Origin of the sequence: Aeromonas dhakensis (assembly GCF_000820305.1) — a bacterium.
Taxonomy (GTDB): domain Bacteria; phylum Pseudomonadota; class Gammaproteobacteria; order Enterobacterales; family Aeromonadaceae; genus Aeromonas; species Aeromonas dhakensis.
The window spans coordinates 153,850-179,635 of sequence record NZ_CDBH01000069.1 but is presented as its reverse complement, the minus strand read 5'-3'; the positions used below and the strand labels follow the sequence as shown (position 1 = coordinate 179,635).

Below are 25,786 nucleotides of genomic sequence, written 5' to 3'. Positions count from 1 at the left end.
TCCTCCTTCATCACACGGTCTTAGCGGCTTTTCAGCTGGCTCTCGACCTTCTGGTGCAGCTCCTGCACCGAGCTCACGTTGGCGGTAGCATCGACTGTGATGGCCATGCAGGTGGCGAACGCCGCGTGCAGCGTGGTGGTGTACGCCACCTTGTGCTGCAGGGCGCCACGGCGCAGCTGCTTGGAGTCCTCGATGGCACGGCGGCCCTCGGCGGTGTTCACGATGTAGGTGTACTCGCCATTCTTGATGCGGTCCAGAATGTGCGGACGGCCCTCGTGTACCTTGTTGACCAGGCGCGGGTTGATGCTCGCCTCACCCAGGGTCACCGCAGTGCCGTGAGTAGCGTCGAGGTCATAGCCCAGCTCCAGCAGCTTGGCGGCCAGGTTCACCACCCGCTCCTTGTCGCTGTGGCGCACGGAGAGCAGGGCGCGACCTTCGCGCGGCACCTGGTGACCGGCGCCCAGCTGCGCCTTGGCATAGGCCTCGGCAAAGCTGCTGCCCACCCCCATCACTTCACCTGTACTGCGCATCTCCGGGCCCAGCAGAGGGTCGACCCCTGGGAACTTGGCAAACGGCAGCACTACCTCTTTCACCGAGTAGTAGGGCGGGATGATCTCGCTGGTGAAGCCCTGTTCTTGCAGCGATTGGCCGGCCATGACGCGGGCGGCAATCTTGGCCAGCGGCGCGCCGGTGGCCTTGGAGACGAACGGCACGGTACGGGCGGCACGGGGGTTCACCTCGATGAGGTAGATCTCATTGTCTTTCACCGCGAACTGCACGTTCATCAGGCCCACTACGCCAAGCTCCAGCGCCAGTTTGCGCACCTGCTCGCGCATCTCGTCCTGGATGGCCTTGGACAAGGTGTAGGGCGGCAGGGAGCAGGCGGAGTCACCGGAGTGGATGCCAGCCTGTTCGATGTGCTCCATGATGCCGCCGATGACCACATCCACGCCGTCGCAGATGGCGTCCACGTCCACCTCGGTGGCGTCGTCCAGGAAGCGGTCCAGCAGCACCGGCGATTCGTTGGAGACGCTCACCGCCTCGGCGAAGTAGCGACGCAGGTCCTGCTCGTCATAGACGATCTCCATGGCACGGCCACCCAGCACGTAGGAGGGGCGAACCACCAGCGGGTAGGTGATGCGTTCGGCCAGCAGAACGGCCTGCTCCAGGGCGGTGACGGTGCCGTTTTCCGGCTGCTTGAGACCCAGACGCTCGACGGCAGACTGGAAGCGCTCGCGGTCTTCGGCGCGGTCGATAGCATCGGGGCTCGTGCCAATCACCGGCACGCCGTTGGCCTCCAGGGCACGAGCCAGTTTCAGCGGAGTCTGGCCGCCGTACTGGACGATGACGCCCTTGGGCTGCTCGACCCGCACGATTTCCAGCACGTCTTCCAGGGTGACCGGTTCGAAGTAGAGACGGTCCGAGGTATCGTAGTCGGTGGAGACGGTTTCCGGGTTGCAGTTGACCATGATGGTCTCGTAACCGTCTTCGCGCAGGGCCAGCGCCGCGTGTACGCAGCAGTAGTCAAACTCGATACCCTGGCCGATACGGTTCGGGCCGCCACCGATGACCATGATCTTGTCACGGTTGGTGGGGTTGGCCTCGCACTCCTCGTCATAGCTCGAATACATGTAGGCGGTGTTGGTGGCGAACTCGGCGGCGCAGGTATCGACCCGCTTGTAGACCGGGAAGATGTTGTGGCGGGCGCGCAATTTACGCACTTCACCTTCGGCCACGCCGAGGATCTTGGCAAGACGGGCATCGGCGAAGCCCTTGCGCTTGAGGCTGCGCAGGAAGTCGGCATCAAGGCCAGCCATGCCGCGCTCTTTCACCTGCTCTTCGAGTTTCACCAGCTCTTCAATCTGCACCAGGAACCAGGGGTCAATCTTGGTCAGGCGGAATACGCCGTCCATGGAGAGACCGGCCCGGAAGGCGTCGGCGATGTAGAAGATGCGATCGCTGCCGGCATCCTGCAGCTCGTGGCGGATGCGGGTCAGGGCGTCAGGGGCGTTGAGATCCAGCATGGGGTCGAAGCCGGTCTTGCCGGTCTCGAGGCCACGCAGGGCCTTGTGCAGGGACTCCTGGAAGTTGCGGCCGATGGCCATCACTTCGCCGACGGACTTCATCTGGGTGGTCAGACGGTCGTTGGCGCCGGCGAACTTCTCGAAGTTGAAACGCGGCACCTTGGTGACCACGTAGTCGATGGCCGGCTCGAAGGAGGCCGGAGTGCGGCCGCCGGTGATGTCGTTCATCAGCTCGTCCAGGGTGTAACCGATGGCGAGCTTGGCGGCGATCTTGGCGATGGGGAAACCGGTCGCCTTGGAGGCCAGCGCGGAGGAGCGAGACACCCGCGGGTTCATCTCGATGATGACCATGCGGCCGTCTTTGGGGTTGATGCCGAACTGGACGTTGGAGCCGCCGGTCTCGACACCGATCTCGCGCAGCACCGCCATGGAGGCGTTGCGCATGATCTGGTACTCCTTGTCGGTCAGCGTCTGGGCTGGCGCGACCGTGATGGAGTCACCGGTGTGAATGCCCATGGGGTCGAAGTTCTCGATGGCGCAGACGATGATGCAGTTGTCGTTGCGATCGCGCACCACCTCCATCTCGTACTCTTTCCAGCCGATCAGCGACTCGTCGATGAGCAGCTCCTTGGTCGGCGACAGATCCAGGCCGCGCTCGCAGATCTCGACGAACTCTTCGGTGTTGTAGGCGATGCCGCCACCGGAGCCACCCATGGTAAAGGAGGGGCGGATGATGCAGGGGAAGCCCACTTCGGCCTGCACTTTCCACGCCTCTTCCATGTTGTGGGCGATGCCGGCCCGCGGGCATTCCAGGCCGATGCTGCGCATCGCCTTGTCAAAGCGGGAGCGGTCTTCGGCCTTGTCGATGGCGTCGGCGGTGGCACCGATCATCTCGACGCCGAATTCGGCCAGCACGCCGTGCTTCTCCAGATCCAGTGCGCAGTTCAGTGCGGTCTGGCCGCCCATGGTGGGCAGGATGGCGTCCGGGCGCTCTTTCTTGATGATCTCGCGCACCACTTCCCAGGTGATGGGCTCGATGTAGGTGGCGTCGGCCATCTCCGGGTCGGTCATGATGGTGGCCGGGTTGGAGTTCACCAGGATGACGCGGTAGCCCTCCTCGCGCAGGGCCTTGCACGCCTGGGCGCCGGAGTAGTCGAATTCGCAGGCCTGGCCGATGACGATGGGGCCGGCGCCGAGGATCAGGATGCTCTGAAGGTCGTTACGTTTTGGCATGGCTCTCTTTATCCTCTTAGGCGCGATACTGCTTGATCAATTCAATAAAGTGGTCGAACAGACCGGCACAGTCGTGCGGGCCCGGGCTCGCTTCGGGGTGACCCTGGAAGCTGAAGGCCGGACGGTCGGTGCGATGGATACCCTGCAGGGAGCCATCGAACAAGGAGACGTGGGTGGCGCGCAGGCACTCCGGCAGGCTGTTCTCGTCCACCGCGAAACCGTGGTTCTGGGCGGTGATCATCACTGTGTTGTCGTCCAGGCTCTTCACCGGGTGGTTGGCACCGTGGTGGCCGAACTTCATCTTGACGGTCTTGGCGCCGGAGGCCAGACCCAGCAGCTGGTGACCCAGGCAGATGCCAAACACCGGGGTGTTGGTATCAAGGAAGGTCTTGATGGCCTCGATGGCGTAGTCGCACGGCTCGGGGTCACCTGGGCCGTTGGAGAGGAAGATGCCATCCGGGTTCAGCGCCAGTACCTCGGCGGCCGGGGTCTTGGCCGGCACAACGGTCAGGCGGCAGCCGCGGTCCACCAGCATGCGCAGGATGTTGCGCTTGACGCCAAAATCGTAGGCCACCACGTGGTATTTGAGCTGGTCGGCATCCGGGGTGACGTGCCCCTTGCCGAGCTGCCAGCTGCCCTCGGTCCAGTTGTACGCCTCGCCAACCGTCACCTCTTTGGCCAGATCCATCCCCTTCAGGCCGGGGAAGGCACGGGCCTGTTCGAGGGCATAGACTTCATCAACCTGTTTCCCGGCCAGGATGCAGCCGGCCTGGGCGCCTTTCTCGCGCAGGATGCGGGTCAGTTTGCGGGTGTCGATGTCGGCGATGCCAACGATGTTGTGGGACTTGAGGTAATCGGAGAGGGATTGCTGATTGCGGAAATTGGAGGCAAGTATAGGAAGGTCCCGGATGATCAATCCCTGAGCGTGGATTTGACTGGACTCTTCATCTTCGCTGTTGGTGCCGGTGTTGCCTATATGGGGGTAAGTGAGGGTGACTATCTGACGGGAATAAGAGGGATCGGTGAGGATTTCCTGATAGCCCGTCATCGACGTATTGAAAACCACTTCACCAACGGAACATCCCTCGGCGCCTATCGACACGCCTTTGAACACAGTTCCATCTTCCAGCACTAGCAATGCAGTGTGATTCAAGACAACCTCCAGTTATTTAGCTTTAAATTCAGCAATTTACCTGGGTGTTGCGGGCTCGGTTCCGGCCTTGGACAGGACTCGAACCCGGCAGATTTCTGGCAAATTGGGCGCATTCTACTTAAAAACGATCGCATTTCAACGTCTTTTCTCATTCGAAATGCATCTAAATTCAATAAACAAGCAACATTACCCATTATCTATGCACTTCATTGCTTTGCAACCCTCTCCCTGAAAAGAAAAGGCAAAAGTTGCCACCAATCCAGACCAAGAGACCATCATTGATACAAAAACCAATTTTTAATCCTTAAAAAACAACACAATGAAGTTTCACATAAAAAATCTCAACGTCTGCAATCAGCTTTTTTAGGGAGGATGAGTGGCCTTGAAAAATGGAAAACGTTTTTCTGAGTTTGAATTTTTAGTCTGTTTTGATGGATGTAAAAAAATGCCCTGGCAGGGGCTATTGAGGCTCATTTTCGTTACCAGCCGATGACATTCATGCAATGCAGGATCCGGTAAAACAGCAGAGAGGGGCGATTTATCTCGTTTCGTGCAAAAATCACCGTGTAAGCGGTATTTATACAAAATCACCAATAAAAAACCCCGCATGAGCGGGGTTTTGAGCAGACGACGGGCCGGGCAGCCCTTCGTGCGCACCACGGGTGCCGTGATGTCAGTGGATGTGGTTACTTGAGGCCGAGCACGTCCTGCATGTCATAGAGGCCAGCGCCCTGCCCCTTGAGCCACTTGCCGGCGCGCACCGCGCCGTTGGCGAAGGTGAGGCGGCTGGAGGCCTTGTGGCTGATCTCCACCCGCTCGCCGATGTCGGCAAACATGACGGTGTGCTCCCCCACCAGATCGCCGGCGCGAATGGTGGCAAAGCCGATGGTGTTGCGATCCCGCTCGCCGGTGATCCCCTCGCGGCCGTAGACGGCGCACTCTTTCAAGTCACGTCCCAGCGTCTTGGCCACCACCTCCCCCATGGAGAGGGCGGTGCCGGACGGGGCATCCACCTTGTGTCTGTGGTGCCCCTCGATGATCTCGATGTCAGTGTAATCCCCCATCACCCTGGCGGCCTGCTCCAGCAGCTTGAACACCAGGTTGACGCCCACCGAGTAGTTGGAAGCGAAGACGATGCCGATCTCGCCGGCGGCGGCCTGGAGTGCCGCCTTGCCCGTATCGTCAAAGCCGGTGGTGCCGATCACCATCTGCTTGTGGTGGGCCCGGGCGAAAGCCAGGTTGGCCAAGGTCACCTCGGGGCGGGTGAAGTCGATGATGAGATCAAACTCGTCCCGTACCTTGTCCAGGCTGTCGCTGATGATGACGCCGAGCCGACCCAGCCCGTTGAGTTCGCCGGCATCCAGCCCGATCACGGCGGAGCCAGGTCGCTCCAGCGCCGCCCCGACCACCACGCCCTCGGCATGGCTGATCGCCTCCAGCAGCACCTTGCCCATACGACCATTACAGCCCATCACGGCCACACGGATCGGATTGTCCATCTCCACCCTCTCATCTCTATTAAGGAAAGAGACCGTTTTACCAGCCTGCGCCCGCTTTGAAAAGCCCGCCGTGGCCGTCGTCGGACACCCGAAAAATCAACGATATATTTACCAAAATCCGAATATTTCACGGATTTAATCAATTCAACAAAATCACCAGACAAAAAGCAGTATCCATCTGGACGTCTATCTTGACCGGGCGGGCGCGACTCACTACTGTAGGCACCCCATAGCGGCAGGATGCCCGCCACGCTCACCCCACTGCGGGCTGGCTGAGACAGGGAGGTCATGTACAACCATCGAGGAACACATGATCCAGACTCAACCCAGCGCCAGAGCCCTGCTGCCTCTGCTGGTCTTTCTTGCTCTCTTTATCGGTACCGGCACCTGGCTGACCCTGCAGGGGGTCGAGTTCGCCTTCTATCAGCTGCCCGCCCCCGTCGCCGCCCTCCCCGCCGTCATGCTGGCGCTGGTGCTGGGCAAGGAGGGGTTCAACAAGAACCTCGAGACCTTCTTCAAGGGGGTTGGTGACAGCAACATCATGGCGATGTGCCTCATCTATCTGCTGGCGGGCGCCTTCGCCACCGTGGCCAAGGCCACCGGCGGGGTGGATGCCACGGTCGCGCTCGGCCTCTCCCTCATCCCCGGCTGGTTCCTGCTGCCAGGGCTGTTCCTCATCTCCGCCTTCATCGCCACCGCCATGGGCACCTCCATGGGCACCATAGGCGCCGTGGCACCGGTGGCGCTGGGTGTGGCCCAGGCCGCCGGCATCGATCCTGTGCTGATGGCGGGTACCATCCTCTCCGGCGCCATGTTTGGCGACAACCTCTCCATCATCTCCGACACCACCATTGCGGCCACCCGCAGCCAGGGCTGCGAGATGAAGGACAAGTTTCGCGAGAACTTCAAGATTGCCGCCCCGGCCGCCATCGGGGTGATCCTGCTCTATCTGACCCTGGGGTCGGTCGGGGATGCCCCCACCACCGAGGCCCATATCGAGCTGCTCAAGGTGATGCCCTACCTGCTGATCCTGGTGCTGGCCCTCTCTGGCATGAACGTCTTCATGGTGCTGGGGCTCGGCATTGTGGCCGCTGGCGGGGTCGGTCTGCTGGGGGATTACCCCCTCGGCCAGTTCAGCAAGGACATCTATCAGGGCTTCACCGGCATGCAGGAGATCTTCCTGCTCTCCATGCTGATCGGCGGCCTCGGCGCCCTGATGGAACGCCAGGGGGGACTGGCCTGGATCAGCACCCGCATCAGCGCCCTCATCGCCCGCTTCACCCGTCAGCACGACGGCGAGCAGAACGAGAAGGCGGCCGAGCTCGGCATCGCCGGGGTGGTGGGCCTCACCAACCTCTGCACCGCCAACAACACGGTGGCCATCATAGTCGCCAGCAAGGTGGCCAAGGATCTGGCGGATCACCACGGGGTCACCCCGCGCCGCGCCGCCTCCATGCTCGACATCTTCTCCTGCGTGGTGCAGGGGCTCATCCCCTGGGGCGCCCAGGCGCTGCTGCTGGGCTCCATCTTCGCCCTCTCGCCGCTGGCGGTGGTGAGCATGAGCTTCTACCCCATGGCGCTGGCGCTGGCCGCCCTGGTGGCGGTGTTCGTCAAGCACCAGATGCGCAAAGCCGCCCACGCCTGATAGTGCGGTCGCCGGGTCCCACCCGGCGGCCGAGCCGCGCTGTTCAACCCGGCGCGGCCTTGTTAAGGTGATCGCCTGCCAGCGCGATCCACGTATCGCCCCGTCGCCCGTTCATCAGAGGAGCCCCCATGCCGGATACCCAGCCTGAAAGACAATCCCTGCGCCAGCTCATCCGCCAGCGCAGAAAGAGCCTGACCCAGGCCGAGCAGCAGCAGGCAGCCCAGCAGCTGGTAGCCCAGTTCAAGCAGCATCCCGAGATCATGGCGGCCAGGCGCATCGCCCTCTATCTGGCCAACGACGGCGAGCTCAACCCCCTGCCCGCCATCCACTGGCTGTGGGCCCAGCAAAAGGAGGTCTATCTGCCGGTGTTGCACCCCTTCACCCCGGGCCACCTGCTCTTCTTGCGCTACACCGCCACCAGCCCCATGACCCGCAACCGTTACGGCATCGCCGAACCTGAGCTCGACATGCAGCAGGTGGTGCCCCACAGCACCCTCGATCTGATTTGTACCCCCCTGGTGGCGTTCGACGCGGCAGGCAACCGGCTCGGCATGGGCGGCGGCTACTATGATCGCACCCTCGCCTGCTGGCACGAGCACAGGCTCGGCCCCAAGCCGCTGGGGATTGCCCACGACTGCCAGCAGGTAGACGCAGTGCCGCAGGAGGAGTGGGACGTGCCGCTGCCCCAGATCATCACCCCCAGCCGCTGCTGGCACTTTCCCGACTGAGGCCGGAAGCGGCCTTGCCACACTGAGCGGCTCTTGCTGACACAGCCATGTGTGCAATGACATGGCGCAATAAACAGGCAAACGATTTACATCTTGCGGGTTTTTGGCCCGGAACGTGAGCTGGGTGGTCGCTCTGGAGGGGCGGCTTGGATATAATGCGGCCGCTTTTTTCCAAAGGATCGATCATGACTCAAGATGAAATGAAGAAGGCGGCCGGTTGGGCTGCGCTCAAGTATGTGGTTCCCGGCACCATCGTCGGGGTAGGCACCGGCTCTACCGTCAACCACTTCATCGATGCACTGGCGACCATGAAGGACGAGATCAAGGGGGCGGTATCCAGCTCCGTGGCCTCCACCGAACGCCTCAAGGGCTTCGGTATCCCTGTGTATGACCTCAACGAGATCGACGCCCTCTCCGTCTACGTGGACGGTGCCGACGAGATCAACGGCACCCGCGACATGATCAAGGGCGGTGGTGCGGCCCTGACCCGCGAGAAGATCGTCGCCGCCGTGGCCGACAAGTTCATCTGCATCATCGACAACACCAAGACGGTCGACGTGCTGGGCACCTTCCCGCTGCCGGTGGAAGTGATCCCCATGGCCCGCGAATACGTGGCCCGCGAGATCAAGAAGCTGGGCGGCAACCCGGTCTGGCGTGAAGGGGTGGTCACCGACAACGGCAACCACATCCTGGACGTGAAAGGCATGGCCATCACCGATGCCAAGGGGCTGGAAGTGCAGCTCAACGCCATCGTTGGCACCGTCACCAACGGTCTGTTTGCCCACCGCGGGGCAGACGTGGTGGTGATTGGTACTCCCGACGGGGTCATCACCCAATAAGGTTGTCTGCCAAAACGCAGCTCAACGGCATCATGGTCGGCACCGTCACCAACGGCCTGTTCGCCCACCGCGGGCTGACGTGGTGGTGATCGGCACCCCGGACGGCGTGATCATCAGCTGACCTTCGATGGACAGGATCAGGTCACCCATGATCCCTTCGCAATGAAAGACGGCGCCCCATGGCGCCGTTTTTATTTGTTGCTCAATGAGTTGCAAACCCTCGTTTACAACTATCGTTGAAAACTTCAAAGAATTTGACTTTCGTCACAAATATTCCCTCTCCCCAACGTTTTTGCTACTTTACGGTTTTCTTCACACACCATATCTGCACTCACTTTTGCAAACATAGAGGGATCGTCATGACCGCCAAGTTTTCACTGGACAAGGATAAAATCAAGGTGCTGCTGCTGGAGGGGGTTCACCCCAACACAGTGGAAACCTTTCGTGCCGCAGGTTACACCAGTGTGGAGTATCTGAAGACCTCTCTCTCCGAAGAAGAGCTGATCGAGCGTATTCGTGACGTGCATTTCGTAGGGCTGCGCTCGCGCACCCAGATCACCGAGAAGGTACTGGATGCCGCCAACAAGCTGGTGGCCATCGGCTGCTTCTGCATCGGCACCAACCAGGTCTCCCTGGATGCCGCCCACCTGCGCGGCATCCCGGTGTTCAACGCCCCCTTCTCCAACACCCGCTCGGTGGCCGAACTGGTGCTGGGGGAGATCCTGCTGCTGCTGCGCGGCATCCCGGAGAAGAACGCCAAGTGCCATCGCGGTGTGTGGGAGAAACTGGCCAACCGTTCGGTAGAAGCCCGTGGCAAGAAGCTCGGCATCATCGGCTACGGCCACATCGGCACCCAGCTTGGCATCATCGCCGAGAGCATCGGCATGAAGGTCTACTACTACGACATCGAGAACAAGCTCTCGCTCGGCAACGCCATCCAGGTGCCGAGCATGGTCGAGCTGCTCAACATGTCCGACGTCATCAGCCTGCACGTGCCTGAGACCGCCTCCACCAAGGATCTCATCGGTGCCGAGCAGCTGCGCATGATGAAACCGGGCGCCATCTTCATCAACGCCTCCCGCGGTACCGTGGTGGATATCGATGCCCTGGCCGACGTCATCAAAAGCGGCCACCTCGCCGGCGCCGCCATCGACGTCTTCCCGGTGGAGCCCAAGTCCAACGACGAGGAGTTCCTCACCCCGCTGCGCGGGCTGGACAACGTGATCCTGACCCCGCACATCGGCGGCTCCACCCAGGAGGCCCAGGAGAACATCGGGCTGGAAGTGGCCAACAAGCTGGTCAAATACTCCGACAACGGCTCTACCCTCTCCGCCGTCAACTTCCCGGAAGTCTCCCTGCCGGGTCACAAGGGCTCCAGCCGCCTGCTGCACATTCACCGCAACCAGCCTGGCGTGATGAACCAGATCAACCAGATCTTCGCCGACGAGGGGATCAACATCGCCGGTCAATACCTGCAGACCAGCAGCCACATCGGCTACGTGGTGATCGACGTGGAGACCGAACACAGCGAGAAGGCGCTGGCCAAGCTCAAGGAGATCGGCGGCACCATCCGTGCCCGCATCCTGCACTGATCAGCCTCACAGCCGTTCAGCAAAAAGCCCGTCGTGATGACGGGCTTTTTTATGCTGCGATGCTCAGCGCAGATCCGCATCGTTGCGCCTTTATCCCCCTCTCCCCTCACGGGAGCAGGGGTGGGGATGAGGGGGAGATGAAACCTCCCTCATCCAGCCCTCTTGCAAAGAGAGCAGGAAAATACGCGACAGAAAATGAGGCCCGGCTTACCACCAACCCAGCAGGTTGCGACCCACCAGGGCGCCCCACACCAGGGCGTTGAGGGCCAGCGCGATGAAGACGGCGGCGGAGCCCAGATCCTTGGCGCGACCGGAGAGCTCGTGATGTTCGGAGCCGATGCGATCCACCACCGCTTCGACCGCGGAGTTGAGCACCTCGACGATCACCACCAGCCAGCTGATGCAGATGAGCAGCAGGATCTGATCGAGGGTATCGCCGATCCAGAACGCCAGCGGCATCAGCAGCAGGATCAGCATCAGCTCCTGCCGGAAAGCGGCCTCGTTGATCCAGGCTGACTTGAGCCCCTTCATGCTGTAACCGGTTGCATTGATGATGCGGGTGACCCCGGTTGCCCCTGGCTTTGCCACGCTATCTACCTCATTTGGAATCGTTTTGGGGCTCACATCCTATCAGAGCCCCTCGAGGTTTCCATCAGGGGTTTTTTGCTTTATTTTATCCCTTTGCCTTTTCTGGCACTCAGTCAACGCTACTGCCCACGCCACCCATTTCGAGAATCGAGTCGTATGTCCATTCACACCGATGAATTGCGCACCCGTCGCCTGGAGTCCCTGATCACTCCCAGCGAGCTGGCGCACGCCTTCCCGTTAAGCGACACCGTAGCCCAGAACCTGCTGGATGCCCGCCGCGAAGTGGAAGCGATCCTGGCCGGTGAGGATCAGCGCCTGCTGGTCATCGTCGGTCCCTGTTCCATTCACGATCCGGCCGCCGCCCACGAGTACGCCCTGCGCCTCAATGCCCTGCGCGAGCGGTATAAAGAGAGCCTGTGCATCGTGATGCGCACCTACTTCGAGAAGCCGCGCACCATCGTCGGCTGGAAAGGCCTCATCAATGATCCGCGCCTCGATGGCAGCTTCGACGTCAACGAAGGGCTGAAACTGGCCCGCAAGCTGCTGGTGGACATCAACGCCCTCGGCATGCCCACCGCCACCGAGTTTCTCGACATGGTGACCGGCCAGTACATCAGCGACCTCATCACCTGGGGCGCCATCGGCGCGCGCACCACCGAATCTCAGGTACACCGCGAGATGGCCTCCGCCCTCTCCTGCCCGGTCGGTTTCAAGAACGGCACCGACGGCAACACCCGCATCGCCATCGATGCGGTGCGCGCCGCCCGTCACAGCCACATCTTCTACTCCCCGGACAAGGACGGCAAGATGACCATCTACCGCACCGCCGGTAACCCCTATGGCCACGTGATCCTGCGCGGCGGCCACAGACCCAACTACGACACCGCCAGCATCGACGAGGCCTGCGAAGCGCTGGCCGACGTTGGCCTGCCCGAGCGGCTGGTGGTGGATTTCAGCCACGGCAACAGCATGAAGGATCACCGTCGCCAGCTGCTGGTGGCGCAGGACATCTGCGATCAGCTGCGCCGCGGCCGCACCGGCATCGCCGGCATCATGGCCGAGAGTTTCCTGGTGGAAGGGCGGCAGGACGTGGAGAACGGCTGCGCCGCCACCTTCGGCCAGAGCATCACCGATGCCTGCCTCTCCTGGAGCGATACCGAAACCCTGCTGGCCATGCTGGCCGAGGCCGCCCAGGTGCGCCTGCACAAGCTGGGCTGAACAGCCAATAAGCAAAGGGGCCAGTATGTTCGATACTGGCCCCTTTTTCTTGGGCGGCCGACTAGGCCGCGCCCCGCTCCTACAAACTGGGCATAAACCAGACCCGGCCACCCGCCTCGATGCGCTCGGTCTTGATCTGGAATACCTGTGCCAGCAGCGCCTCGTCCACCAGCTCGACGCCCCCCTCCCGTACCACCCGCCCCTGTTGCAGACAGAGCAGGCGATCGGCCCAGTCGATGGCCAGGTTAATGTCGTGAATGGCGAGCACCACCAGCAGCCCCTGCCCGGCCAGCTGCTTGAGCAGCCGCAGCAGCGCCAGTTGATGGTGCAGATCGAGCCCGGCCAGCGGCTCGTCCAGCAGCAGTATCCGTTCGCCCGGGTTTAGGCTCGGCCACACCTGCAGCAGGGTGCGGGCGATCAGCACCCGCTGCTGCTCCCCACCAGACAACCGGCTGAAATCCCGCGCCAGCAAGGCTTCCAGCTCCAGCGCCTGGCACAGCGCCTGAATAGCCTCGTTCTGTCTGGCCGCAGGTTGAGCCTCATCGAGCCCCAGGCTCAGCACCTGAAACACCGGGATATGGAACAGCTGGGGCTGGCGCTGGGGCAGCATGGCGCGCCGCTGCGCCAGTTCCGGCCAGCTCAAGTCCGCCAGCGACTCGCCGCCGATGTGCACCTCCCCTTGCCCTGACAAGAGGCCGGCCAGGGCGCCGAGCAGGGTCGACTTGCCGCTGCCGTTGGGGCCGAGCAGGGCCACCAGCTGGCCCCCCTGCCAGGCAAGGTCGAGGGGGGCGAGCCGGTTGGCGACGGCGAGGGCGCGGGCCGCCAGCAAGGGAGGCTGACCCCCGAGGTGATCAGGTGCTGGCATGGGCATCTTGCCTCAACAACAGATAGATAAAGAGCGGAGCGCCGACCGAGGCGGTGATGACCCCGATGGGCAGCTCCCCCGCTCGCAGGGCGGAGCGGGCGATGAGATCGGCCGCCAGCAGCAGGGCGCCGCCCCCCAGCGCCGAGGCGGGCAGCAGGAAGCGCTGATCGCTGCCGCCGCACAGGCGCAGCAGATGGGGCACCACCAGCCCGACGAAGCCGATGACGCCGCACAGTGCCACCGCCATCCCGGTGAGCAAGCAGACCGCCAGCACCAGCCGCACCCGCATCTTGTCCACATCGAGCCCCATCAGGCGGGCCTGGGTCTCTCCCAGCAGCAGTTGCTGCAGCGCCTTGCCCTGCCAGCCAAGCCAGCCGAGGGCCAGGGGGAACAGCAGCCACCACCAGGCGAATTGCTGGCTGCCATAGGCGAGGCTCCCCATCATCCAGAACATGAATTCACGCAAGGAGCCGTCATCGGCAAAGTACATCAGCCAGGTCATGGCGGCGTTGCTGAGGATGCCGATGGCGACCCCGAACAGCAGCAGCCTGGCGTGACCGAGCCGGGCCCGGCGCGCCAGCCGTATCAGCAGCATGGTCACCAGCAGGGCGCCACCGAAGGCTGCCAGCGACAACCCCCAGCCCGGCAGATAGACGCCGAGGGCCTTGGCCACCGCCATCGCCACCATGGCGGCCAATCCCGCCCCGCTCGAGACGCCGAGCAGGCCGGGTTCGGCCACCGGGTTGTGCAGCATCACCTGCAGCACGGCGCCACCGCAGGCGAGCGCAGCCCCCGCCAGCAGGGCCAGCAGGGCGCGCGGCAGACGCAGCTCCAGCAGAATGCGCTGCTCGAGCTCCCCCAAGGGGTGCCAGGGCAACAGCAGGAATTCGCCCCAGATCAGGGAGAAGAGAAACAGCGCCAGGGTCAGCAGCAGCAGGCCGAGCAACCAGCGCCGCTGCCAGCGCTGCTGGCGGGCGAGCAAAGAGAGATACACAGAGGCTCCCCGAAGGTGAGAGTGACCCGTGCCCGGGCGGCGTCAGCCACCGGGCACCAGCATGAAAAAGTCATGATAACAGCGTGTTACCACCCAAGGTCAAGGCTGGTAAGGCTTGGCGAGGGTGGCGATGTCACCGCTTGCCACCAGCTCCTGCAGGGCCAGCGCCAGCGGTTGCTGCAGCGCCTGGTGGGGGGAGCGCTTGCTCATGCCCAGATAGAGCACCACGGGCTGGGATGGCTGGTAGGCTGCCTTGCGCAGCCCCGCCTCCTTGCCCCGGCTCAGGGCATAGTCCACCTGGCAGTCGGTGCCGATCATCAAGGGCAGATGGCCGCGCTGCACCATGCGCAGCAGCTGCTCCTCGGTGGGCACCCCGTGCTTGTCGAGCCGGCTGTCGGAATCGAACGGTTCGAAATAGGCCGAATTGAGCACGTAACCCACCCTGTGCCCCTGCAGATCGGCATAGCTGCGCAGGGTCGAGACCTCAGTCCCCTTGCCATAGAAGGCGGGCCGGCACTGGTAATAGGCCGGCTGCAGATAGTCGATGAAGGTCGCCCGCTCCGCCGTCATGGCCAGCCCGATCATCAGGTCCACCTGACCGGTCTGCATCTGTTTGAGCGCCCGCCCCCAGGGAACCTGCTTCACTTCGAAGCGGATGCCGCTGCGCCGCTGCAACTGCTGCAAGATATCCATGTCCAGTCCGCCCAGCCGACCGTCCGGCATTTCAATTCGAAACGGTGGCCAGACATCGGTGGCTACCGTCAGGGTCGGCGCACCGTGCACCTGGCAGGCAAACAGCAGACCAAGCACACCCCAGCTTGTCTTGCCCATCTCGTACAACCCTCTGTCTCTTCATCCTTGATGGATTAAAAATACCCTGCCGCCCCACTTATGAGAACCCATGGTTCGGCGATAAAATGCGATTGATTTTAAAGGAGAACCTAATGAACCCTATCTTTACCAGCATCGGCCTGCTGCTGTGCAGCAACGTTTTTATGACCTTCGCCTGGTACGCCCACCTCAAGAGTATGAATCACAAACCCTGGATCATCGCCGCCCTGGTGAGCTGGGGAATAGCGCTGTTCGAATACCTGCTGCAGGTACCCGCCAACCGCATCGGCCATACCGTGCTCTCCGTCGGCCAGCTCAAGATCCTGCAGGAGGTGATCACCCTCACCGTGTTCGTCCCCTTCTCCATCTTCTATCTGAAAGAGGATCTGAAATGGGATTACCTGTGGGCTGGCCTCTGCATCCTGGGCGCAGTCTTTTTTGTCTTTCGCGAGAAACTCACCGGCGCCTGACGCTGTACACTCAATAACATCCCCAGCAAGGCATCTCCTTGATAGACGAGGCAAAAACCATGGAATTGCGAGACATGCTACAGATCCTGGCCAAGCAGGACGGCTCAGACCTCTATCTGTCGACCGGCGCGCCCCCCTGTGCCAAGTTCAACGGCGGCCTGCGCCCCTTGAGCGAGACGCCGCTCGAGCCCGGCGAGGTGGCCAGCATAGCCGACGCCATCATGGACGGCGAGCAGAAGCAGCAGTTTGAAAAGGAGCTGGAGATGAACCTCGCCATCTCCCTGCCCCAGATAGGGCGCTTTCGGATCAACATCTTCAAGCAGCGCAACGAAGTCTCCCTGGTGGCGCGCAACATCAAGACCGAGATCCCTCGCTTCGAGGACTTGAAACTGCCCACCGTGCTGCTCGACACCATCATGGAGAAACGGGGGCTGGTGCTGTTCGTCGGCGGCACCGGTTCGGGCAAATCCACCTCGCTCGCAGCCCTGATCGACCATCGCAACCGCAACAGCGGCGGCCACATCATCACCATCGAGGATCCGGTGGAGTTCGTGCACCGCCACCGCAAGAGCATCATCAACCAGCGGGAGGTGGGGGTGGATACCCGCAGCTTCCACGCCGCCCTGAAAAACACCCTGCGCCAGGCGCCGGACGTGATCCTTATCGGCGAAATTCGCGATCGCGAAACCATGGAGCACGCGCTGGCCTTCTCGGAAACCGGCCACCTGGCCATCTCCACCCTGCACGCCAACAACGCCAACCAGGCGCTGGACCGCATCATCAACTTCTTCCCGGAAGAGCGCCGGCCCCAGCTGCTCAACGACCTTGGCAACAACCTCAAGGCGTTTGTCTCCCAGCGGCTGGTGAAAACCACTGATGGCGGCCGCCGGGCTGCGGTAGAGATCATGCTGGGCACCCACACCATCCGCGACATGGTCAAGCGCGGCGAGTTTGGCGGCCTCAAGGAGGTGATGGAGAAGTCCAAGGCCCTCGGCATGGTCACCTTCGACAGCGCTCTGTTCGATCTGGTGGTCGAAGGGGTGATCGAGGAAGAAGAGGCAGTGAAGAACGCCGATTCGGCCAACAACCTGCGCCTCAAGATCAAGCTGTGGAAGGAGAAGGGCCAGATCGCCAGCAGCAGCGATGCCACCGGCTGGAGCCTGGAACCCACCAAGGACGAGAAGGACGATCTGTTCTGACCCGTCTCCCCCTTGTGCCTGCAAACACCCGCCCCGGCGGGTGTTTGCATATCCCGGCTGCCTCCCCCCTCCTCGCTCGCCCGTAGCAGACAGTGACATCTGGTGAACGAACGGCCCATCTGCGACAAAATCTGTCACCAAAAATGACAAAACCATCACTTGACCGAAAAACCATGCGAGAAGTGTGAGTGAAAGCTCTTTCATACCGGCTTCAAAGGAGGCACCATCAAAGAGTTCTATCAATAAAGGGGTATTAAATGTCGTTACAACCTGCCAATACAGCACAGTCAAGACAGTTGCTGAACGAGACCATGGCCTTGGTTCTCGCAGGAGGGCGGGGCAGTCGCCTCAAACAGTTGACGGACAACAGGGCGAAACCGGCAGTACACTTCGGCGGCAAGTTCCGCATCATCGACTTCGTACTCTCCAACTGCATCAACTCCGGCATTCGCCGGGTCGGGGTGGTGACCCAGTACAAATCCCACAGCCTGCTGCGCCACCTGCAGTCCGGCTGGTCCTTTTTGCGCTACCAGATGAACGAGTTCATCGACCTGCTGCCCGCCCAGCAACGGGTGGACGAGGTTACCTGGTATCGCGGCACCGCCGATGCGGTCTACCAGAACCTGGACATCATTCGCGATCACGGCCCCAGGTATGTGGTGGTGCTGGCGGGGGATCACATCTACAAGATGGATTACGCCGCCATGCTGCTCGATCACGTCAACATGGGGGCCAGGGTGACGGTGGCCTGCATCGAGGTACCGCGCCAGGAGGCGAGCGCCTTCGGGGTGATGGCGGTGGACGGGGATCGCAAGATCAACGCCTTCGTCGAAAAACCCGCCAACCCACCCGCCATGCCGGGCAAGCCCGATACCGCGCTGGCCTCCATGGGGATCTACATCTTCGAGGCGGACTACCTCTACCAGCTGCTGGAAGAGGATCTCGCCAACCCGGCCTCCCACCACGATTTCGGCATGGACGTGATCCCGCGGGTGGTGCAAGAGGGCACCGCCTACGCCCACCCGTTCGGCATGTCCTGCGTCGGCTGCTGCCCGCAAAAGCGCCCCTACTGGCGCGACGTGGGCACGGTGGATTCGTTCTGGGAGGCCAACATGGATCTCGCCTCCGTCACCCCCGAGCTCGACATCTACGATCAGGACTGGCCCATCTGGACCAGCCAGAACATGACCCCGCCCGCCAAGTTCGTGCAGGACAGAAACGGCCAGCACGGCATGACCATCAACTCCATGTTTGCTGGCGGCACCATCGTCAGCGGCTCCTTCATCGTGAGCTCGGTGCTGTTTACCAATGTGCGGGTCGACTCCTTCTGCACTCTGGATCAGGCGGTGATCTTCCCCGGTGTCGAGATAGGCCCGGGCTGCCGGTTGCGCCGGGTGGTGATCGACAAGGGCTGCAAGCTGCCGGAAGGGCTGGTGGTGGGGGAAAACGCCAGCGAGGATGCCCGCCGCTTCTACCGCTCCGAACAGGGGATAGTGCTGGTCACCAAGGAGATGCTGGCCAGGCTGTGATGCCGCCGCTCCGGCAAGCGGGAGCCCTGTCGGCTCCCTTTTTACATTTGCTTACCGCTCGCGCCTTGTCCGGCCGCCCCCGGTGCGTGCTACTCTGCCCTCGGCCCTTGCCTTCGTCTCACCATGGAATCGCATATGAAAAAACTGGATGTTGCCCGCCTTGCCAGCCTCGCCGACGAGGCCGCCCACTCCCCGCGCCTGCGCATGAACCACAACCTGCACCAGGAGCTGGCCGACCCCATCCAGCGCCTGGCCATCGCCATGGAGCCGGGTACCTATATCCGCCCCCATCGCCACCTGCAGACCTGGGAGCTGCTCACCGCGCTGCAAGGGCGCTTCGTGGTGCTCAATTTCGATGATGAAGGGACCGTCGTTGCCCGCGCCGTGCTGGGGGAAGAGGCCTCGGTGCTGGAGACCCCCGTCGCCAGCTGGCATGCGGTGCTATCTCTGGATCCCGGCGCCGTCATCTTCGAGGTGAAACACGGTCCCTATGCTCCTTTCCGGGAAGAGGACTTCGCCCCCTGGTCACCGGCAGCGGATGACATCCAGGGCCAGCAGGCGCTGATGGCCTGGTATCGCCACGCCGAGGTGGGCCAGCGCTGGCCGGGGCGCTGATCTGCCCCCCTTCTACGCCAATCCAGCGAACAGGGCGAACACGCGCCAATAAAAAGACCCGCCAGCGGCGGGTCTTTTTTATATCTGAATGCAGGGTACTGGCGTGGGCTGGCGCGCCAGCTCACCCCTTCTGCACCAGGCCAATCTGACCCGGTTCGCACCACTCGAACATCACCTCCTGGCTCTTGCCGCAGCAGGAGCCGCCGCACACCTGAGTCTCCCGCTTGGCGACCCGCCCCTTGCGCATCCAGACGCCGAGCATGGCCTCCACCGCATCTTCCGAGGTGTGGAAGTGGCGGGCCAGCTCGCGCCGGCTCGCCTTCTGCTGCGCGGCGAGGTACTCCCCCAGCTCGCGCAGGATCATAGGGCCACCACCTTGCGGGCGACGATGTCGCCGTGGCGACGGCCCAGCCACCAGAGCAGCAGCAGGGAGAGACCGTAGCTCGCCACCCAGAACAGGCTCTGCTCGGGGTGAGCGGCGAAGGTGGCCAGCTGATAGAAGACGGTGGCACACATGAAGGCCATGTAGTTGCACCAGGCGGCGGTCAGCAGGGCCCACTGGCGGCCGGTCTCCCGCACCAGGGCGCCCATGGCGGCGGCGCAGGGCATGTAGAGCAGCACGAACAACAGGTAAGCAAACGCACCAGCCGCCCCGTCAAAGTGGCTCTGCATGTTGCCGTAGGTGGAGACGTCCACCTCCTGCGCCTCGGCGGCGGCCTGCTGGTCATCCAGATTGCCCACCGCCAGCCCCATGGGGTCGGTCGGGTCGATGTCGGCCAGATTGGTGGCCACTGCGGCGATCGCTTCCTGGAAGCTGTTCGCCAGGGAGAACTCGCTCGCCTCCTCTTCCCCGTCGCCGCTGCCGGCGTAGAGGCTGTTGAGGGTACCGACCACCGCCTCTTTGGCGAAGATGCCGGTGACGATGCCGACCGTGGCCTGCCAGTTGTCGTCGCGCACGCCGATGGGGTGCAGCACCGGGGTCACCGCCTGGCTGATTTTGCTCAGCACCGAGCTCTCCTGATCCTGGTGGCCGAAGCTGCCATCGGTGCCGAGCGAGTTGAGCACGCTCAGCACGGCGACCACCAGCACGATGGTTTTACCGGCGCCAAACACGAAGGATTTGAGCTTCTGCCAGGTTTTGATGCCGACGTTGACCGGGCGCGGCCACTCGTAGTCCGGCATCTCCATCAGCATGGAGTCGCTCTTGCCCGGCAGCAGGGTGCTGCGCAGCAACAGGCCGGTGAGCACCGCCACCAGGATGCCGATGAGGTAGAGACCGAACACCAGGTTCTGGCCGGATTCGGGGAAGAAGGCCACCGCGAACAGGGCGTAGACCGGCAGACGGGCGCCGCACGACATGAAGGGGGCCATGGCCGAGGTCATCAGCCGCTCGCGCTCGGAGTTGAGGGTGCGGGTCGCCATCACCGAGGGCACGGTGCAGCCAAACCCCATCAGCATGGGGACGAACGCCTTGCCCGGCAGGCCGAGGCGGCGCATCAGGGCATCCACCACAAATGCGGCGCGGGCCAGGTAGCCGGAGCTCTCCAGCACCGCCAGGAACAGATAGAGGCAGCCGATCACCGGGATGAAGGTGGCGACGGTCTGCAAGCCCACCCCGAAGCCGTCCGCCAGGATGGCCCCCAGCCAGTCCGGCGCATGGACGAGCCCCAGCAGGTGGTGCACCCCGTCGACAAACAGGGCGCCGCCCATGATGTCGAAGAAGTCGATGAAGGCGCTGCCCACCTTGATGGCGAACATGAACATCAGGTACATCACCAGCAGGAAGAAGGGGATGCCAAACCAGCGGTTGAGCAGCACCCGATCGAGCCGCTCGCTCTGGGCCGCGGTGAGCTTGCCCTTCTGCTGGCACGCCTGGGCGGCCCACTGGTGGATGTGGCCGTAGCGGATGTCCGCCAGCTGCAGGTCCACATCCTGCCCGTGATGAGCGCGGGCCACCACGTTGGCGGCGGCGGCCTGCTGGCCGGGCAGCAGGGTCTCCTGCATCACCGCATCCTCTTCCAGCAGGCGCAGGGCGCGGCCGCGGGCAGTGAGGTGGTGGGGGGCGAGCAAGGTCTCAAGCTCCGCCAGATCTTTTTCCAGCTCATGGCCGTAATCGAGCTGCAAGGCCACTTGCGGCTGACCGATGAACTGCTGGATCTGGTTCTTGAAGGCGGCGACCTGCTGGCGATTGTGGGCCGAGAGGGCCACCACCGGGCAGCCGAGGGCCTTGGCGAGCTTGCTCTCGTCGATGGTGATGCGCCGCTTTTGCAGGATGTCCATCTTGTTGAGCACCACCACCATGGGCAGCCCCAGCTCGCGCAGTTGCAGCGTGAGGTAGAGGGAGCGCTCCAGGTTGGCGGCGTCGATGACGTTGAGCAGCAGATCCGGCTGCTGGCCCTCCACGAAACGGCTGGCGATCTGCTCGTCCAGGCTCCCCTCCTGGTTGGCCAGGCTGTAGATGCCGGGCAGGTCCATCAGTTTGTAGTCGTGGCCCTGGGCACTGAATTCGCCCATTTTCTTGTCGACGGTGACGCCGCTCCAGTTGCCCACCTGCTGGCGGGCCCCGGTCAGGGCGTTGAACAGGGAGGTCTTGCCGCTATTGGGGTTGCCGACGGTTACCAGGGAGTAGTTCATACCGGTTCGACCTCGATTTGCTGGGCAAGGCTTTTTTGCATGGAGAGGCAGATCCCCTGACACTGGATCTGCAGCGGATCCCCGAGCGGGGCCGCGCGCAAAAAGATGACTTCAGTCTGGGGCAGCAAGCCCATCACCATCAGCTTGCGCCGCAGGGGACGGGTCAATTGATTCATGTTCTTGATGCGAGCACTCTGTCCCGGTGACAACTGCGCGAGTACCATGACTGACTCCTGAAGTTAAACAATAATAATTCTCTTTTACTTGGGGCATTATAATCCGTGTTTTCAACGCTTATTTGAGTAAAATCAAACTCCGCTTAGCTAACCCACAAATAACTGCCATGAGTCACGACAGCAACAGCCGCCTGGTCTACAGCACGGACGGCGGCATCATCAAAGAACAGAACCAGCCGCAATCCGCCTCCCCCTTCCCCACCGACGGGGTGGTGCGCATTCGCCGCGAAACCAAGGGGCGCAAGGGCGCCGGGGTCATCACCATCCACGGTGTTCCGGCCGACCAGCAAAAGAGCATCGCCACCCTGCTCAAGAAAAAGTGCGGCACCGGCGGCGGCCTCAAAGAGGGGGTAATCGAGATCCAGGGGGATAAACGGGATCTGATCAAGGCCGAGCTCGAGAAGGCCGGTTTCAGTGTCAAGCTGGTGGGTGGCTGATCCCGACGCCGCCCGGCTTGCGTCACTTTCGCTTTTTCCCTAGAATGCCCGCTCCCATCGAGGGGGAGTAGTCTCGCCAGCCGGCCCCAAACCGGTTCGCGACCCTGATCAACATACTTGGTGCCAACTCACCATGGTCAGGGTGATCCACGCCAGCCGCGGATTTGACAAGACCTTTGACGGGCCAGTGCCAATACCGGGGACGGATGGCGCAGGCTTGTCTCAGGTATAACAATTCCGTCCCCCGGTCATTTTTATGGAAGCCTTGTTAACCTCAACCCTCAGCGTGGCCATCGCCGAAATCGGCGACAAGACCCAGCTGCTGGCGCTGTTGCTCATCTGTCGTTTTCGCAAGCCCTGGCCCATCATCGCCGGCATGCTGGCGGCCACCCTGCTCAACCACGCCGGCGCCGCCTGGCTTGGCGAGTTCATCAGCCGCTGGCTCGATCCCAAGGTGATGACCTACCTGGTGGCCGGTGCCTTCATCGCCATGGCCGCCTGGATCCTGGTGCCGGACAAGATGGACGACGAGGAGAGCCCGCTCGACAAGTACGGCCCCTTCATGGCCACCTTCGTGCTGTTCTTCATCGCCGAAATCGGCGACAAGACCCAGATCGCCACCGTGCTGCTGGCAGCCAAGTACGACTCGCTGACCCAGGTCATCACCGGCACCACCCTCGGCATGATGCTGGCCAACGTGCCTGTGGTGCTGCTTGGCAAGCTGGGGGCCGATCGCCTGCCGCTCAAGGGGATCCGCATCGCCTGCGCCATCCTGTTCGTGGGCCTCGGGGTGAGCACCCTGCTGTTCGCCTGACCCGGCCGGATCAGAAGGTGGCGAGGCAAGGGTGAGCACTTGCCGACGCCGCTCCCGCGCCCATGTCGTGTCTTTGCACGCAAGCCCCGCCCTCTGGCGGGGCTTTTTGCTGCCCGCGAGCCAGGCCGGCTTGCCCGCAGACGGGGGCTGCCAACCGGCGCCATGGCCGTGGCATAATGCGGCAAACCTGATGGAGCATCCCATGCACTTCACCTCAAGACAGACGCTGCTTGACTGGGTCAGGCGCGGTCGTCTCGACCGGGCCCAGTTGCCCGCCGCCCTCACCCTGTGCGAGCTGCCCCCCGGCCCTGCCCGCTGGCAGTGGCTGTTCGATCGGCTGCTGCTCTGGCTCGGCAGCCTGTGCCTCGGCGCCGGTCTGGTGTTCTTCGTCGCCTTCAACTGGCAGGAGCTGGGCCGCCTCTCGCGCCTCGCCCTGCTGGAGCTGCCACTGCTCGCCATGCTGCTGTTGCTGTGGCGCAAGCCCCTCGCCGACAGCCAGCGCCAGGCGCTGCTGCTCGCCATCGCCCTCAACATCGGCGCTCTGCTGGCGCTGGTGGGGCAGACCTACCAGACCGGTGCCGATCCCTGGCAGCTGTTCGCCACCTGGGCGCTGATGCTGCTGCCGCTGGCGGCGCTCGGCCAGAGCCCGCTGCTGTGGACCTTGAGCTGGCTGCTCGGTCAGCTGGCGCTGGTGCTCTACTGGCGGCTCGGCCTGTTCAACTTCTTCTTCGCCTTCGACGAGGAGGCCCTCGGCTGGAGCCTGACCCTGTTCAACGCCGCCCTCTGGGGCATATTGCTGCTGGTGCCCGCCCGCTACCGGCTGATGCCCTCCTGGCTGGCGGGGCTGGCCGCCGGGCTCGGCGTCACCCTGCTGACCCTGCTGGCGCTGTTCGATGCCGCCCCCCCCTGGGTCTGGCCGGCCTGGCTAGGCTGGCTGGCGGCCGCCTACCTGCGCTGGCACCACAGATTCATCGCCGGGCTCGCCATGGGCTGTCTGAGCCTCATCGTGGTGCTGCTGACCGCGCTCGGCAAATGGATGGAGCCGGACGTCGACGGCTTCCTGCTGCTCTGCCTCATCGCCATCGGCCTGTCGGTGGCCGCCAGCCGCTGGCTGCAACAACAACGGAGGCCCCATGAGTGATCTGACCCCCTGGCAGCGACTGCAACGGGCCCGGCTGGTGGAAGGGGATGCCCCCCGTGACGACCAGCCCCACTGGTCGAGCCGCTTTCTGCTCGGCATGGTGGGCTGGATTGCCGCCCTGTTCCTGCTGTTCTTCCTGTTCATGTCGTTTTCCCAGCTCACCCGGGATGCCGACAGCGCCCTGCTGATGGGCGCCGTGCTGATGGCCATCGCCTTTTGCCTCAACCGCTTCGCCACCCGCAGCGATCTGTGGGATCAGTTCGTGCTGGCGCTGGCGCTGGCCGGCGACGCCTGGCTGCTCTATGGCCTGCTCGATCGGCTGGATCTGCACTCGGCCCCGCTCTGGCTCGGCCTCGCCCTGCTGTCGCTGGCCATCGCCGCCCTGTTCGAGCACTGGCTGATCCGGCTGTTCCATAGCTTCGCCGCCGCCATCCTGCTCACCCTTGGCCTCGCCTGCCTCGGCCTGCAACTGCTGGCCCTGCCGCTGGTGATGACGGCGGTTGCCCTCTGCTGGCTGCAGGCAGAGCGCGATCCGGTGCGCCATCAGCTCTATGAATCCCTCACCCTGGGTCTGGCACTCTCCCTGCTGGTGCTGGGGCGCCTGCACCACCCGCTGTGGGAGGGCGGCGCCAGCATGCTCGACGAGCTCGGCCACTCCCGCCTGCCGCTCTGGCTCAACCCGCTGCTCTGCGCCGCCCTGCTGCTGGGGCTGATGATCAGGCTGAAACTGCCGCTGCTGTACGGGCTGCCGCTGGTGCTGCTCAGCGCCCTCATTCCCGGCATGGGGGCCGGCGCCCTGGTACTGGTGCTCGGTTTTTATGCCGGCAGCGTCGGCCTGATGACCCTGGCCGGCCTGCTGCTGGTCGGCTTTGGCTCCCTCTATTACTACGATCTGGGGCTGACCCTGATGACCAAATCCTGGCTGCTGCTGGGCTCGGGCGCCCTGCTGCTCGGCGCCCGCCAGCTGCTCAAACGGCTGAGCCCACGGAGCCCCTCATGAGACGACTCGCCTTGCTGCTGACCGGTATCACCATCCTGGCGGCCATCAATGTCACCGTCTGGCGCTACGAGCACGCCATGAGCAGTGGCGAGGTGGTGCTGCTGCGCCTCGCCCCGGTCGACCCGCGCTCCCTGATGCAGGGGGATTACATGCGCCTCAACTACGAGCTCGCCCGCCAGCTCGGCAACCGGCGCCACGACGAGGCCCACGCCGATACCCTGGTGATCCGCCTCGACGACCGGCAGATCGCCAGCTGGGTGGAAGGGGGCAAGCCGGAACAGCTGGCCCGGGATGAACGGCGGCTGCAGGTGCGCCAAAGCGATGGTCAGTGGCGCATCGGCCCCGACGCCTACTTCTTCGAAGAGGGCACCGGCGAGCAGTTCGAGGCGGCGCGCTACGGCGAATTTCGCCTGCAAGAGAGCGGCAAGGCCCTGCTGGTGGGGCTGCGCGATGAGCAGCTAAAACCGCTGGGCAACCCCAGAGCGCGCTGGTAACTGCTGGC

Annotated in this window: 25 protein-coding genes; 14 read left to right on the top strand and 11 right to left on the bottom strand. The window is 63.2% G+C overall.

The annotated features are described in order from the left end of the window. Window positions 1-20: 20 nt before the first annotated feature. From carB to dapB, 3 genes are all read right to left on the bottom strand, one after another. A complete protein-coding gene (gene carB, locus BN1143_RS20815; RefSeq protein ID WP_042052050.1) occupies window positions 21-3,257 on the bottom strand; it encodes a carbamoyl-phosphate synthase large subunit in 3,237 nt (1,078 codons plus the stop codon). Window positions 3,258-3,273: 16 nt separating this feature from the next. After that, a complete protein-coding gene (gene carA, locus BN1143_RS20810) occupies window positions 3,274-4,410 on the bottom strand; it encodes a glutamine-hydrolyzing carbamoyl-phosphate synthase small subunit (RefSeq protein WP_017785950.1) in 1,137 nt (378 codons plus the stop codon). Window positions 4,411-5,096: 686 nt separating this feature from the next. Next, window positions 5,097-5,909, bottom strand: coding sequence for a 4-hydroxy-tetrahydrodipicolinate reductase (gene dapB / locus BN1143_RS20805; protein WP_042052049.1), 813 nt, complete (start codon window positions 5,907-5,909; stop codon window positions 5,097-5,099). A gap of 310 nt (window positions 5,910-6,219) precedes the next feature. Between dapB and BN1143_RS20800 the strand changes: the two genes are divergently transcribed. The 3 genes from BN1143_RS20800 (at window position 6,220) to rpiA (ending at window position 9,121) form a co-directional block, all read left to right on the top strand. Further along, window positions 6,220-7,554, top strand: a complete 1,335-nt coding sequence (locus BN1143_RS20800; RefSeq protein WP_042052047.1) for a Na+/H+ antiporter NhaC family protein — start codon at window positions 6,220-6,222, stop codon at window positions 7,552-7,554. Between the two features lie 128 nt (window positions 7,555-7,682). Continuing rightward, window positions 7,683-8,282, top strand: coding sequence for a 5-formyltetrahydrofolate cyclo-ligase (locus BN1143_RS20795; RefSeq protein WP_017780749.1), 600 nt, complete (start codon window positions 7,683-7,685; stop codon window positions 8,280-8,282). A gap of 185 nt (window positions 8,283-8,467) precedes the next feature. Then, on the top strand, window positions 8,468-9,121 hold the full coding sequence (gene rpiA / locus BN1143_RS20790) for a ribose-5-phosphate isomerase RpiA (RefSeq protein ID WP_017766696.1): 654 nt from the start codon (window positions 8,468-8,470) through the stop codon (window positions 9,119-9,121). Between the two features lie 45 nt (window positions 9,122-9,166). On the opposite strand, the gene BN1143_RS22695 is transcribed toward rpiA, so the two are convergent. Next, window positions 9,167-9,337, bottom strand: coding sequence for a hypothetical protein (locus BN1143_RS22695; RefSeq protein WP_164673755.1), 171 nt, complete (start codon window positions 9,335-9,337; stop codon window positions 9,167-9,169). Window positions 9,338-9,480: 143 nt separating this feature from the next. Between BN1143_RS22695 and serA the strand changes: the two genes are divergently transcribed. Then, on the top strand, window positions 9,481-10,713 hold the full coding sequence (gene serA, locus BN1143_RS20780) for a phosphoglycerate dehydrogenase (protein WP_005302616.1): 1,233 nt from the start codon (window positions 9,481-9,483) through the stop codon (window positions 10,711-10,713). 207 nt (window positions 10,714-10,920) lie between these two features. Here serA and BN1143_RS20775 read toward each other — a convergent pair whose 3' ends face one another. Beyond that, window positions 10,921-11,301, bottom strand: coding sequence for a diacylglycerol kinase (locus BN1143_RS20775; RefSeq protein ID WP_005302618.1), 381 nt, complete (start codon window positions 11,299-11,301; stop codon window positions 10,921-10,923). A 156-nt stretch (window positions 11,302-11,457) separates the two neighbouring features. Between BN1143_RS20775 and BN1143_RS20770 the strand changes: the two genes are divergently transcribed. Then, on the top strand, window positions 11,458-12,519 hold the full coding sequence (locus BN1143_RS20770) for a 3-deoxy-7-phosphoheptulonate synthase (protein ID WP_010633543.1): 1,062 nt from the start codon (window positions 11,458-11,460) through the stop codon (window positions 12,517-12,519). Window positions 12,520-12,598: 79 nt separating this feature from the next. Here the strand turns inward: BN1143_RS20770 and BN1143_RS20765 are convergent, their stop codons facing one another. The 3 genes from BN1143_RS20765 to BN1143_RS20755 all read right to left on the bottom strand — a co-directional run bounded on the left by BN1143_RS20765 (window position 12,599) and on the right by BN1143_RS20755 (window position 15,209). Continuing rightward, on the bottom strand, window positions 12,599-13,384 hold the full coding sequence (locus BN1143_RS20765; RefSeq protein WP_042052045.1) for an ATP-binding cassette domain-containing protein: 786 nt from the start codon (window positions 13,382-13,384) through the stop codon (window positions 12,599-12,601). Next, window positions 13,371-14,378: a vitamin B12 ABC transporter permease BtuC gene (gene btuC, locus BN1143_RS20760; protein WP_042052043.1), complete on the bottom strand. Its 1,008-nt coding sequence runs from the start codon at window positions 14,376-14,378 to the stop codon at window positions 13,371-13,373. Before btuC ends, BN1143_RS20765 begins: the two co-directional genes overlap by 14 nt. 99 nt (window positions 14,379-14,477) lie before the next feature. After that, entirely contained in the window at window positions 14,478-15,209 is a 732-nt protein-coding gene (locus BN1143_RS20755; protein ID WP_024942579.1) for a substrate-binding periplasmic protein, read from the bottom strand. Between the two features lie 113 nt (window positions 15,210-15,322). Here BN1143_RS20755 and BN1143_RS20750 point away from each other — a divergent pair, with 113 nt between their 5' ends. From BN1143_RS20750 to BN1143_RS20735, 4 genes are all read left to right on the top strand, one after another. After that, a complete protein-coding gene (locus BN1143_RS20750; RefSeq protein ID WP_005302630.1) occupies window positions 15,323-15,679 on the top strand; it encodes a DMT family protein in 357 nt (118 codons plus the stop codon). Between the two features lie 59 nt (window positions 15,680-15,738). Further along, entirely contained in the window at window positions 15,739-16,878 is a 1,140-nt protein-coding gene (tapW, locus tag BN1143_RS20745) for a type IVa pilus ATPase TapW (protein WP_026141098.1), read from the top strand. Between the two features lie 257 nt (window positions 16,879-17,135). Continuing rightward, window positions 17,136-18,407 (top strand): glucose-1-phosphate adenylyltransferase, encoded by a 1,272-nt coding sequence (gene glgC, locus BN1143_RS20740; RefSeq protein WP_042052042.1) that lies wholly within the window; start codon window positions 17,136-17,138, stop codon window positions 18,405-18,407. Between the two features lie 135 nt (window positions 18,408-18,542). After that, on the top strand, window positions 18,543-19,022 hold the full coding sequence (locus BN1143_RS20735; RefSeq protein WP_042052041.1) for a WbuC family cupin fold metalloprotein: 480 nt from the start codon (window positions 18,543-18,545) through the stop codon (window positions 19,020-19,022). Between the two features lie 121 nt (window positions 19,023-19,143). On the opposite strand, the gene BN1143_RS20730 is transcribed toward BN1143_RS20735, so the two are convergent. From BN1143_RS20730 to BN1143_RS20720, 3 genes are read right to left on the bottom strand one after another with little or no spacing between them, the layout of a single operon-like run. Next, complete coding sequence (locus tag BN1143_RS20730) at window positions 19,144-19,386, bottom strand: FeoC-like transcriptional regulator (protein WP_005302637.1); 243 nt, start codon at window positions 19,384-19,386, stop codon at window positions 19,144-19,146. Further along, on the bottom strand, window positions 19,383-21,656 hold the full coding sequence (gene feoB, locus BN1143_RS20725) for a Fe(2+) transporter permease subunit FeoB (protein ID WP_042052039.1): 2,274 nt from the start codon (window positions 21,654-21,656) through the stop codon (window positions 19,383-19,385). Before feoB ends, BN1143_RS20730 begins: the two co-directional genes overlap by 4 nt. After that, a complete protein-coding gene (locus BN1143_RS20720; RefSeq protein ID WP_019840265.1) occupies window positions 21,653-21,880 on the bottom strand; it encodes a FeoA family protein in 228 nt (75 codons plus the stop codon). The genes feoB and BN1143_RS20720 overlap by 4 nt, the downstream gene beginning before the upstream one ends. Before the next feature lie 119 nt (window positions 21,881-21,999). Here BN1143_RS20720 and BN1143_RS20715 point away from each other — a divergent pair, with 119 nt between their 5' ends. The 5 genes from BN1143_RS20715 (at window position 22,000) to BN1143_RS20695 (ending at window position 25,778) form a co-directional block, all read left to right on the top strand. Continuing rightward, entirely contained in the window at window positions 22,000-22,329 is a 330-nt protein-coding gene (locus tag BN1143_RS20715; protein ID WP_042052038.1) for a translation initiation factor, read from the top strand. Between the two features lie 256 nt (window positions 22,330-22,585). Then, window positions 22,586-23,143: a TMEM165/GDT1 family protein gene (locus BN1143_RS20710; RefSeq protein WP_010633534.1), complete on the top strand. Its 558-nt coding sequence runs from the start codon at window positions 22,586-22,588 to the stop codon at window positions 23,141-23,143. Window positions 23,144-23,345: 202 nt separating this feature from the next. Beyond that, window positions 23,346-24,284: a DUF2157 domain-containing protein gene (locus BN1143_RS20705; protein ID WP_042052037.1), complete on the top strand. Its 939-nt coding sequence runs from the start codon at window positions 23,346-23,348 to the stop codon at window positions 24,282-24,284. After that, window positions 24,277-25,284, top strand: coding sequence for a DUF4401 domain-containing protein (locus BN1143_RS20700; RefSeq protein WP_042052036.1), 1,008 nt, complete (start codon window positions 24,277-24,279; stop codon window positions 25,282-25,284). Before BN1143_RS20705 ends, BN1143_RS20700 begins: the two co-directional genes overlap by 8 nt. Then, a complete protein-coding gene (locus BN1143_RS20695; protein ID WP_042052035.1) occupies window positions 25,281-25,778 on the top strand; it encodes a GDYXXLXY domain-containing protein in 498 nt (165 codons plus the stop codon). The genes BN1143_RS20700 and BN1143_RS20695 overlap by 4 nt, the downstream gene beginning before the upstream one ends. Window positions 25,779-25,786 lie beyond the last annotated feature (8 nt).

Excerpts from the sequence above, each read along its gene's own strand:
- BN1143_RS20770 (WP_010633543.1), top strand. The coding sequence starts at position 11,458 with ATGTCCATTCACACCGATGAATTGCGCACCCGTCGCCTGGAGTCCCTG.
- tapW (WP_026141098.1), top strand. The coding sequence starts at position 15,739 with ATGGAATTGCGAGACATGCTACAGATCCTGGCCAAGCAGGACGGCTCA.
- BN1143_RS20765 (WP_042052045.1), bottom strand. The coding sequence starts at position 13,384 with ATGCCAGCACCTGATCACCTCGGGGGTCAGCCTCCCTTGCTGGCGGCC.
- BN1143_RS20695 (WP_042052035.1), top strand. The coding sequence starts at position 25,281 with ATGAGACGACTCGCCTTGCTGCTGACCGGTATCACCATCCTGGCGGCC.
- BN1143_RS20730 (WP_005302637.1), bottom strand. The coding sequence starts at position 19,386 with ATGATCCTGCGCGAGCTGGGGGAGTACCTCGCCGCGCAGCAGAAGGCG.
- serA (WP_005302616.1), top strand. The coding sequence starts at position 9,481 with ATGACCGCCAAGTTTTCACTGGACAAGGATAAAATCAAGGTGCTGCTG.
- BN1143_RS20735 (WP_042052041.1), top strand. The coding sequence starts at position 18,543 with ATGAAAAAACTGGATGTTGCCCGCCTTGCCAGCCTCGCCGACGAGGCC.
- BN1143_RS20715 (WP_042052038.1), top strand. The coding sequence starts at position 22,000 with ATGAGTCACGACAGCAACAGCCGCCTGGTCTACAGCACGGACGGCGGC.
- BN1143_RS20720 (WP_019840265.1), bottom strand. The coding sequence starts at position 21,880 with ATGGTACTCGCGCAGTTGTCACCGGGACAGAGTGCTCGCATCAAGAAC.
- BN1143_RS20700 (WP_042052036.1), top strand. The coding sequence starts at position 24,277 with ATGAGTGATCTGACCCCCTGGCAGCGACTGCAACGGGCCCGGCTGGTG.
- BN1143_RS20800 (WP_042052047.1), top strand. The coding sequence starts at position 6,220 with ATGATCCAGACTCAACCCAGCGCCAGAGCCCTGCTGCCTCTGCTGGTC.
- BN1143_RS20710 (WP_010633534.1), top strand. The coding sequence starts at position 22,586 with ATGGAAGCCTTGTTAACCTCAACCCTCAGCGTGGCCATCGCCGAAATC.
- rpiA (WP_017766696.1), top strand. The coding sequence starts at position 8,468 with ATGACTCAAGATGAAATGAAGAAGGCGGCCGGTTGGGCTGCGCTCAAG.
- carB (WP_042052050.1), bottom strand. The coding sequence starts at position 3,257 with ATGCCAAAACGTAACGACCTTCAGAGCATCCTGATCCTCGGCGCCGGC.
- dapB (WP_042052049.1), bottom strand. The coding sequence starts at position 5,909 with ATGGACAATCCGATCCGTGTGGCCGTGATGGGCTGTAATGGTCGTATG.
- feoB (WP_042052039.1), bottom strand. The coding sequence starts at position 21,656 with ATGAACTACTCCCTGGTAACCGTCGGCAACCCCAATAGCGGCAAGACC.
- BN1143_RS20755 (WP_024942579.1), bottom strand. The coding sequence starts at position 15,209 with ATGGGCAAGACAAGCTGGGGTGTGCTTGGTCTGCTGTTTGCCTGCCAG.
- BN1143_RS20750 (WP_005302630.1), top strand. The coding sequence starts at position 15,323 with ATGAACCCTATCTTTACCAGCATCGGCCTGCTGCTGTGCAGCAACGTT.
- glgC (WP_042052042.1), top strand. The coding sequence starts at position 17,136 with ATGTCGTTACAACCTGCCAATACAGCACAGTCAAGACAGTTGCTGAAC.
- BN1143_RS20795 (WP_017780749.1), top strand. The coding sequence starts at position 7,683 with ATGCCGGATACCCAGCCTGAAAGACAATCCCTGCGCCAGCTCATCCGC.
- BN1143_RS20705 (WP_042052037.1), top strand. The coding sequence starts at position 23,346 with ATGCACTTCACCTCAAGACAGACGCTGCTTGACTGGGTCAGGCGCGGT.